Source organism: Vicinamibacterales bacterium (genome assembly GCA_041659285.1).
Taxonomy (GTDB): Bacteria; Acidobacteriota; Vicinamibacteria; order Vicinamibacterales; family UBA2999; genus 12-FULL-67-14b.
In genome coordinates this window covers 439407-448600 of record JBAZYO010000004.1, presented here as the reverse complement: position 1 = coordinate 448600, position 9194 = coordinate 439407, and the positions used below count along the sequence as shown (strand labels likewise).

Below are 9194 nucleotides of genomic sequence, written 5' to 3'. Positions count from 1 at the left end.
CAGCATCGATGAACACCATCGCCAACACACGCTCTGGATACAACCGTGCGAACTGCATCATCTCGGTGCCCGCCATCGAGTGGCCCACGAGGTGAACCCGGTCGACCGAGAGTCCATCCATGACAGCTTTCACATCTGCAGTGAGGTGTGCCAGGTCGTAGCCACCGGCTGGTTCGTCTGATGGTGAACGGCCGCGACGCGTGATCGCAACTACGCGGAAGCGTGATGCGAAATGGTCGGCTAGTTTATCGAAGTCATGAGCCGTGCTCCCGAATCCCGTCAAGAACACGAGGTTTGGCCCCACCCCACCCCAGTCGAGGTAGTGCAGTCGTACCCGCTCAGAGGTCACAAAGCCCTCGCGGTGGCGTGAACGGTCCTCGCGTGGCTCGGCGCCCGATTGGGCCGGCAGGCGGGGGGAGACGTACAGAATAAGCAATGCCGTCACGATGAGGCCAGTACGCTTCATTTCCTCCCTTGTGAGTCGAATTCGCCGCCGGCACCCGCAGTTAGAACGGCTGCTCGTTCAATTCCGATCTCCAGTCTGATTGACGGCCTAACGTTCGGTCTGAGCCGCGGCGGATCAGCGCTGCGCCAACTGGCCAAGAGTTGAACGCCGTCGGCTCCAGACCGTTGTTAGCCCTCGGACGGTGTGGGCTTGAGACCCAGCCACGCGCATACGGATCTTTCAACCTGCAACAGTTGTGCATCCGACAACTTGCCGAGTCTTCGCAATAGCCGCACCGGCGGTACCGTGACCAACCCCTGCGCGTCGAAGGCGCCCGCCTTGAGAAACCCGACGGGGATCGCGGCCTCGAATCCGGACTGGCGAACACTCGTGGTATGCGGCACCAGGGTAACTAAGGCGCGGTCTGCATCGGTTGGTGGCACGCTGATCACCAGTGCGGGCCGCACCTTCGAGGTCATGCCCAAATCGACGAGCCATACCTCGCCCCGCGCCGCCATGTCACTGACCGGCTTCGTGTCCTTCGAGGTCGAGAAAGACCTGGTCGGCCAACCCGATGAGATCGTCGTCTGTCGGGAGGTCATGATCCGACTGGGCCGCCCTCCGCAACAATTCGGCCAGCACTTCTTGCCGCTCAGCGGGTGCGAGCGCCTCGATGGTGTCGATCGCGCGTTTGGCTGCTTGCGTCATAGGTGAAGAGTGGCAGTACCTATTCCGTTGGTCAAGTTTCGGTTCCGCTTTCCGAAGGGCTAACGCATTGCGGCTCACCCGCGGCGGCCGCTGCGCCGATGATTCTACTCAAGAATGCAGAATCTGCCGGGCCGCCCGGGCCAAGCGGTGGCGAATTCTGCTGCTAGCCTGGAGGCCAGGTCATGGTCCTGCCGCCGAGCACGTGCAGGTGGAGATGGAACACCGTCTGGCCCGCCTGCGCGTTGCAGTTGAACACGGTGCGATAGCCGGGCCCGTCAACCCCCCTGTCTTTGGCAATCGCCGCCGCCCTCCGCACCATCGCCCCGACCAGCCCGTCGTCGGTGGCTGACAGATCGTTGAGCGTCGCCACGTGGCGCTTGGGCACGACCAGCACGTGCATGGGCGCTTGCGGGTTGATGTCGTTGAAGGCGATCAGCTCATCGTCTTCGTAGACCTTCGACGCCGGGATCTCGCCGGCGATGATCTTGCAGAACAGGCAACTCATGAAGCTATGGTGCCTCGGGTGCCCGAGGTGCCACAAGTGCCGGTGCTAAAGGCGTTGCGCGACGACGATGCGGGGGATGCCTTGCAGATCTGGACTGATGCGAACCAGCGCCAGCGACGGTGTCGATGCGACCAGGGCCTGGACGGCGTCTGCCTGGCGGTGGCCGATCTCCATCAGCAGCACGCCGCCCGAACGCAGGGCGCTGGCCGCCGCGGACAGCACTTCGCGAATGTCATTCAGCCCGTCGGGGCCCGCGGCGAGGGCCGACCGCGGTTCGAAATCGTGCACCTCCGGCGCGAGCGCCGCGTGCTCGTCGTCCGTCACGTACGGCGGGTTCGAGACGATCAGATCGAACGGGCCGTCGACGCCATCGAGGTAGCGTGTCTCCCGGAACTCCACGCGCTCGGCGACGCCGTGCCGCTGTGCGTTCGCCCGCGCCACGTCGAGTGCCGGCGCCGAGATGTCGGTGGCGACGATGCGCGCGCGCGGAACTTCAGCGGCGAGCGTGACCGCCAGGCAGCCGCTGCCGGTGCCGATGTCGGCGGCGCGGCCGAACACGGTCGACAGCGCTTCCTCGATGATCAGCTCGGTTTCCGGGCGTGGGATGAGCACCGCCGGCGACACCACGAAGTCGCGGTTCCAGAACTCCTGGACGCCGGTGATGTAGGCGATCGGTTCGCGATGCGTCCGCCGCTCGATGGCGGCGTCGTAGACGGCGTCAAATCCAGCCGGAGGCGGATCGGTGTCTCGCGCGTGGAGCGTCGCGCGGTCCCAGCCGAGCACATGCCGGGCCAGCAGCAGCACGTCGCGCGCGGCCTCGGACGGCTCGATGCCGGCGGCGACCAGGCGGGCCTTGGCCGCGATGAGGTGCTGGCGGAGGGTCACTGACCGCTCTGCGTCACTTCGCGGAGCTTCTCGGCGGTGTAGTAGGTCGAGAGCGCGTCGATCAGCTCGTCCAGGTTGCCGTCCATCACGCCCTGCAACTGGTGGGTCGTGTAGTTGATGCGGTGATCGGTGACGCGGCTCTGCGGGAAGTTGTAGGTGCGGACCTTCTCGGAACGATCGCCGGTTCCGACCTGGCTCTTGCGGTCCTTGGCAATCGCGTCGTGCTGCTTCTGCATCTCCGCCTCGTAGAGGCGGTTGCGCAGGACTTTCATCGCCTTGGCGCGGTTCTTGACCTGCGACTTCTCGTCCTGCTGCGACACGACCGTGCCAGTGGGAATGTGGGTGATGCGCACGGCGGAGTAGGTGGTGTTCACGCTCTGGCCGCCGGGGCCGCTCGAGCAGAAGGTGTCGATGCGCAAATCCTTCTCGTGGATCTGGATGTCCACTTCGTCGGCTTCCGGCAGCACCGCGACGGTCGCCGCCGAGGTGTGGATGCGGCCGCTGGCCTCGGTGGCCGGCACGCGCTGCACACGGTGCACGCCGCTTTCGTACTTCAGCTTGCTGTAGGCGCCCTTGCCCTCGATGCTGACGACCACGTCCTTGACGCCGCCCTTGTCGGCCTCGCTGAGCGACATCAGCTCGATCTTCCAGCGCTGCCGCTCCGCGTAGCGGGTGTAGGCGCGATACAGCTCGCCCGCAAACAGCGCGGCCTCCTCGCCGCCGGTGCCGGCGCGGATTTCCACCATGACGTTGCGGTCGTCATTGGGATCCTTGGGCACGAGCAGGATCTTGATCTGGTCGGAGAGGCGTTCCTTCCGGCTGTTGAGGTCGTTGAGCTCCTCAAGGGCGAGATCGCGCATCTCGGGATCGCCGCCCTTGATCATCTCTTCGGTATTGGCAATCTCCTGCGTCACCGCCCTGTACTCGCGGTAACTCTGGACCAGCTCCTCGATCTCCGCCAGCGCTTTCGATTGCTTGCGGAACTCGTTGGGGTCGCTTTGCACCGCGGTGGTGCCGAGCGACGCCATCAGCTCCTCGTACTTGCCTTCGACGGTTTCGAGCTTCTCGAACAAAACAACTGCTCCTTGTCGCCGGCACCCCTAAAAGGAGTGCCCTACAGAGGTCGCCGGCACCCCTAACAGGGGTGCCCTACACGGGCATTTCTCGTAGGGCCCCCCTTTATGGGCGGCCGCAAATCTACCCGCCAGAGACTGGTGGCAGGAACGCGATCTCGTCGCCGTCTGCCACCGTGGCGGCAAAGCGCGAATAGTCGGCGTTGACCGCGCACGAAATCGACTTTTCATACGGCGACAGTTCCGGATACTCCGTGACCAGCGCCGCCCACACCGCGCCGACCGTGGCGCCGGGGTGCGCTTCCCGCGACAACTCGCCGGCGCCGGCAATGTCCCGCAAGCGCGCGAACAGCCGGATGGTCACGCGCATGCGATCTTCAGCGCCCGCGCGCGCGCCTCCGCGTTGTCGGGGTCGGCGGTGGCGCCCTCAATCCACACGTCGCCACCCTCGAAGTACTCGTGCTTCCAGATCGGCACGATCTGCTTGATGCGCTCGATCGCATACCGCGACGCCGAAAACGCGTCGGCCCGGTGCGGCGAGGCAGCGGCAATGGCCACGCTGGCCTCGCCAATCTCCAGGCGCCCGATCCGGTGGTGGATGGCCAGCCGCGCCGACGGCCATCGCTCCGCCGCTTCCTGCACGATCAGGTCCAGGCCGCGCAACGCCAGCGGCTCGTAGGCCTCGTACTCGAGGTGCAGCACGCGCCGTCCCAGGTTGTGGTCGCGAACCAGCCCGATGAACGTCGTCACGGCGCCGATGCCGGTGACGTCGAGCGCGCGCACGAGGGCGTCAGCATCGAGCGGCGTCGTCGTGATTGCGGTGGGCGCGGCCATGACAGCCATTCAGTATAGCTTCCAGAAATGGTCGAGCGGCCGGTGACCGCGGCCCAGGGGAATCCCCGGACTCATCGCGCCCGCCACGTAGGCCTTGGCCTCCCGCACCGCGTCCTTCAGCTCCCCGCCCAGGGCCAGGTGCGCGGCGATGGCGGCGGCAAAGGTGCAGCCGGTGCCGTGAGTGTTGCGGCCCTCGATGCGAGGGCCCACGAACTCGTGGAATTCGCCGTTCTCGAAGAGCAGGTCGATCACCTGGGGTCCCGCGAGGTGCCCGCCCTTGATCACCACCGCGCCCGGCTTGAACGTGGCGATGCGGCGGGCCGCCTCGCGCATGTCGTCCACGGTGCGCACCTCCATCTTGGCCAGCACCTCGGCCTCGGGGATGTTCGGAGTGACCACCCGCGCCAGGCGGAGGAGGGTCCAGCGGAGGGCGTGCACCGCCTCGTCGTCGAGCAGGTGGTCGCCGCTCTTGGCGACCATCACCGGGTCAACCACGAGGTTCGGCAGGTCGAACGATTCGACCGCCGCGGCCACCGCCTCGACGATTTGCGAGGTGGCGAGCATGCCGGTTTTCACCGCCTGGCAGCCGAAGTCGCCGGCCACCGCCTCGATTTGGGCGGTGACGAAGTCGTCTGGCACGACGTGGATGCCGGTCACGCCCAGGGTGTTTTGGGCCGTCAGGGCCGTAATCGCGCACGTGCCGTAGACGCCGTGTGCCGCAAAGGTCTTGAGGTCGGCCTGAATGCCGGCGCCAGCCCCTGAGTCGGATCCCGCGATTGTCAGCGCGGCAGGCATACCAGTAGAATTCCGTGTCATGACATCACGCCCCATCGTCTCGCACGCATCCACGATTCTCGATCAGGTCAGCATGCGCGCGGGCTCCGCCAACGTGTGGACCGGCGTACAAGCGCTGTCGGTCGTCTTCGTGGCGGTGCTCACGGCGTCGGCGGCGCAGCTGAGCTTTCCGCTGCCGTTCACGCCCGTGCCGTTCACGATCCAGCCGATGGTCGTGCTCATCGGCGCGGCGGCTCTCGGGTCCCGTCTGGGCGCCCTCAGCCAGATCCTTTATCTCACGCTTGGGCTGGCCGGCCTGCCGGTGTTTGCGTTCTCACCCGAACTGCCGCAAGGTGTTGCCAGGCTGTTGGGCCCCACCGGCGGCTTCCTGATGGTGTATCCGCTGGCGGCGTTCGTGACCGGCCTGCTCGCCGAGCGCGGCCTGGACCGCCGCTACCTCTCGTCGATTGCCGCCATGGCCGTGGGCCTGTCGGTAATCTTCGCGGGCGGCGTGCTGTGGCTGGCGAACGGCGTCGGCATGAGCGCGGCCCTGGCCACCGGCTTCTATCCGTTCGTGCTGGTGGACGTGGTCAAGATTGTGGCCGCGGGCCTGGTGCTGCCGAGCGCCTGGAAGTTCCTCTCGCACCGCGCCGTCTGACCAAATGGGGTCTGACCCCGAGTGGGAAGTGCCGAGGGGTCTGACCCCTCCGCGCTACTTCCCGAAAATCAGGAAATACTGATACTGCAGAAAGGGCTCCTGGTGAACCAGCCGGAGCCCTGCCTTCGCCGCGTCTTTCACCACGACGTCGGGGCTCACCCGTTCTTCAATGGACGGCCCCGGGCCGGTGCCATCGAGCTTGAAGTCCACCACGCCGATACGCCCCTGCGGCTTGAGCGCGCGCGCCAGGTTCGCGAGCATCGTGACGCGGTCTTCGATCTCGTGATACGCGTCCACCACGAGAATGGCATCCAGTGAACCCGCCGGCAGGCGAGGGTCGTTGTTCTGCCCGCGCACTGCCCGCACGTTGGTCAGGCCCTCTTTTAGCACGCGCCGCGTGATGGCGTTGATCATCTCGGGCTGTACGTCTTCGGCATAGACCAACCCCTGTGGGCCGACCCGCCGCGCGAGGCGGATGGTGAACCAGCCGCTGCCGGCGCCGATGTCGGCGACGACCGAGGCGTCGGCAATGCCCATGGCGTCCATGATCTGATCGGGCCGCTGCCAGAGATCGCGGTCAGGGGCTTCGAGCAGGCCGAGGTCTGAGGGCGGGAAGAGCCGGCCGTGGCTCTGGCTCTGCGACCACGCCGAGGTGGACGCGATCAGCAGCACTGCGAACGCCAGAAGCGGCTTCACACCGCCATGTTACAGATGGATGATTGGGGTCAGGTCAAGAAAATCACACTAAGGGATGATTAGGAACAGGTCATACTCCGTCCCCAATCATCCGAAACTGTGATTTTCTTGACCTGACCCCAATCATCCCTCAATCATCCCTCAATCCGCGCGGAGCGCGGACATCGGGTCCACCCGCGTCGCCTGGCGTGCGGGCAGCCAGGTGGCGACCAGCGCCACGAGGGCGAGTGATGAGACCACCGCGGCGTAGGTGAGCGGGTCGAACGGGCTCACGCCGAACAGCAGCGAACTCAGCAGGCGCATCAGCAGCGACGCCGACACCAGGCCGACGACCAGGCCGATGGCGGCGAGCAACACGCCGCGGCCGATGAACATCCGCTGCACCGTGCCGCGGTGCGCGCCGAGCGCCATGCGGATGCCGATCTCACGCCGCCGCTGCGACACGATGTAGGCGATCACGCCGTAGATGCCGACGATGCCGAGCAGCAGCGTGACCGAGGCGGCAATCCCCAGGATCACGAGCACGAACGAGGTCTGCGCCATCGAACGCTCGTACATTTCCGCCAGGGTGCGCACGCGCGCGAGCGGCAGGTTCGGATTCACGCTCCACACCGCCCGCTGCACTTCGGGCAGGAAGCCGGGCGACTGCAGGCGCGACGAGCGAATAGCGTACGCGAGCGATCGCTGGATGGAGGGCTGGCCATCGAAGCCGCCCGCCAGGATCGGCCAATAAACCGTGGTCGGCGAAGGCTGCGTGGCGCCGTCCTGGCGATCGTCGCCGACGACGCCGACGATTTCAACCCACGGCGTCTGCGGCGAGCGGCGGATGCGCCGGCCGACGGCGCGGGCTGGATCCTTCCAGTACTCGCGCGCCAGATTGTCGCTGACGAGCGCGACCGGCGCCATCGTGTGGGCATCGCGCCAGGTGAGATCCCGGCCGGCGACGACGTGATTCCCCATCGCGCCGAAATAGCCCTCGCCGACGTGCTTGTGGCGTCGCAGCGTCGGGATCTGGCCCTCGGGAGCGGGGAAGTCCTCGACCCAGATCGGGTCGTTGTTGTTGTTCCCGTCGAGCGGCAGCGACGAGGTCGTGCCGACTGCGGTCACGCCCGGCACCGCCTCGATGTTGTGCACGATCTGCTCGTGCAGTCGCGCGACCTGGCCGGCGTCTTCGACCACCGCCTCGGGAATCGAGATCCGCATCGTCAGGACCTGTTCCGGCTGCGTGAATCCCGGCGGCACCTCGCGAATGGCGAGGAAGGTGCGGACCATCAGTCCGGACGCCACCAGCAGGATGGCGGCGAGTGCCACCTGCGCCACGACGAACGTGTTGCGCGCGCGATGACGTTCGCGGCCCTCGCTGGACCCGCGCGAACTGTCCTTCAGCGCCGCCGCCAGCTGCGGGCGCGCGTACTTGAGCACCGGGATGGCGCCGAACAGCAGGCCGGCCACTAGCGACAGGGCCAGCGTGAACATCAGCACGATCGGATCCAGCGTGATCTCGTTGAGCCGCGGCAACTGGGCAGGTTCCAGGAACACCAGCAACTGGATGCCGCCGTAGGCGAGCGCGATGCCGGCCACGCCGCCGACCAGCGCGACCAGCAGTGATTCAGAGAGCAACTCCCATGCGATGCGGCCGCTCGAACCGCCGAGCGCGAGCCGCACCGCGAGCTCCTGCTGGCGGCCCTCGGCGCGGACCAGGAACAGGTTGGCGACGTTGGCGCAGGCGACGACCAGCACGAGCGCCACCGTGCCGAGCATCAGCCAGAGCATGGTACCGATGTCACCGACGACGTCGACCGCCAGCGGCCGCACCAGGCTGCCTAAGCGTGCCTCGTCGAACATTTTCTTGGTCATGCCAGGCGGCAGCGGAAACCGCTCGGTCAGCGTCGGCAGCAGCCGCTCGACGTCGGCATTGGCTTGCGCGATGCTGATCCCGGGCTTGAGCCGCGCGATGCCCTGGTAGCTGAACCCCGCGGCGTGGATTTCGGCGCGGTTGAACTGGAAGGTGACGAAGATCGACGGATCCTGATCCAGGAACCGGAAGCCTTCCGGCAGCACGCCGATCACTTCGCTGGCCTTGCCGTTCACCATCAGCGTCTGGCCAACCGCCGACGGGCTGCTGCTGAACACCCGCTGCCAGTAACGGTGCGACAGCATCACCACGTCCGGACCGGTGGGCAGGTCGTCCTCGCGCGTGAAACCCCGGCCAAGGGCCGGCCGCACGCCCAGCACGCCGAGCGTGCCATCCGTCACGTTCAAGGTCTGCACCTGCTCCGGCTCACCGCGGCCGGTGACGGTCGCCGAGCCGTTGGTCCAGAGACCGATGTCCTGGAACACCTGCGCGCTGTCGCGATACATGAAATACGTCGCGGCCGACTGGTTGAGCGGCCCGGCCATGACCCCCGGGGCCACATGCCACACACCGACCAGGGCCGCCGGCTGGGAATAGGGCAGCGGCTTGAGGATGATGCCGTTGACCACGCTGAAGATCAGGGCGTTGGCGCCGATGGCGACGCCCACGGTCACGACCGCGGTCAGGGCGAAGGCCGGGCTCTTGAACAGGCGTCGCAGGGCGAGTCTCACCCTTGGTGAGACGATGGCCAACGCCCGAAA

12 protein-coding genes are annotated in these 9194 nt (G+C 66.6%); 1 reads left to right on the top strand and 11 read right to left on the bottom strand.

The features are described from left to right. From WC815_09095 to thiD, 9 genes are all read right to left on the bottom strand, one after another. The coding region (locus tag WC815_09095; protein ID MFA5908918.1) for an alpha/beta hydrolase at positions 1–466 on the bottom strand (466 nt) is incomplete at its 3' end. Between the two features lie 167 nt (positions 467–633). Further along, the gene (locus tag WC815_09090; protein MFA5908917.1) at positions 634–963 is read right to left on the bottom strand and encodes a type II toxin-antitoxin system PemK/MazF family toxin; all 330 of its coding nucleotides are present in this window, start codon (positions 961–963) and stop codon (positions 634–636) included. 1 nt (position 964) lies between these two features. Beyond that, entirely contained in the window at positions 965–1153 is a 189-nt protein-coding gene (locus tag WC815_09085) for a hypothetical protein (protein MFA5908916.1), read from the bottom strand. Positions 1154–1316: 163 nt separating this feature from the next. Continuing rightward, positions 1317–1658 (bottom strand): histidine triad nucleotide-binding protein, encoded by a 342-nt coding sequence (locus WC815_09080; protein ID MFA5908915.1) that lies wholly within the window; start codon positions 1656–1658, stop codon positions 1317–1319. Between the two features lie 45 nt (positions 1659–1703). Next, on the bottom strand, positions 1704–2543 hold the full coding sequence (prmC, locus tag WC815_09075) for a peptide chain release factor N(5)-glutamine methyltransferase (protein ID MFA5908914.1): 840 nt from the start codon (positions 2541–2543) through the stop codon (positions 1704–1706). Beyond that, entirely contained in the window at positions 2540–3616 is a 1077-nt protein-coding gene (gene prfA / locus WC815_09070; protein MFA5908913.1) for a peptide chain release factor 1, read from the bottom strand. The genes prmC and prfA overlap by 4 nt, the downstream gene beginning before the upstream one ends. 124 nt (positions 3617–3740) lie before the next feature. Next, complete coding sequence (locus WC815_09065) at positions 3741–3986, bottom strand: MoaD/ThiS family protein (protein MFA5908912.1); 246 nt, start codon at positions 3984–3986, stop codon at positions 3741–3743. After that, a complete protein-coding gene (locus WC815_09060; protein ID MFA5908911.1) occupies positions 3977–4450 on the bottom strand; it encodes a molybdenum cofactor biosynthesis protein MoaE in 474 nt (157 codons plus the stop codon). Before WC815_09060 ends, WC815_09065 begins: the two co-directional genes overlap by 10 nt. Positions 4451–4459: 9 nt before the next feature. Next, complete coding sequence (gene thiD, locus WC815_09055; protein ID MFA5908910.1) at positions 4460–5245, bottom strand: bifunctional hydroxymethylpyrimidine kinase/phosphomethylpyrimidine kinase; 786 nt, start codon at positions 5243–5245, stop codon at positions 4460–4462. A gap of 19 nt (positions 5246–5264) precedes the next feature. Between thiD and WC815_09050 the strand changes: the two genes are divergently transcribed. After that, positions 5265–5882 carry a biotin transporter BioY gene (locus WC815_09050; protein MFA5908909.1) on the top strand — a complete coding sequence of 206 codons (618 nt, stop codon included), beginning with the start codon at positions 5265–5267 and terminating at the stop codon, positions 5880–5882. Between the two features lie 54 nt (positions 5883–5936). Here the strand turns inward: WC815_09050 and WC815_09045 are convergent, their stop codons facing one another. Together WC815_09045 and WC815_09040 are read right to left on the bottom strand one after the other, a co-directional pair. Next, on the bottom strand, positions 5937–6578 hold the full coding sequence (locus tag WC815_09045; protein ID MFA5908908.1) for a class I SAM-dependent methyltransferase: 642 nt from the start codon (positions 6576–6578) through the stop codon (positions 5937–5939). 141 nt (positions 6579–6719) lie between these two features. Next, positions 6720–9164: an ABC transporter permease gene (locus WC815_09040; GenBank protein ID MFA5908907.1), complete on the bottom strand. Its 2445-nt coding sequence runs from the start codon at positions 9162–9164 to the stop codon at positions 6720–6722. Between the last annotated feature and the right edge of the window lie 30 nt (positions 9165–9194).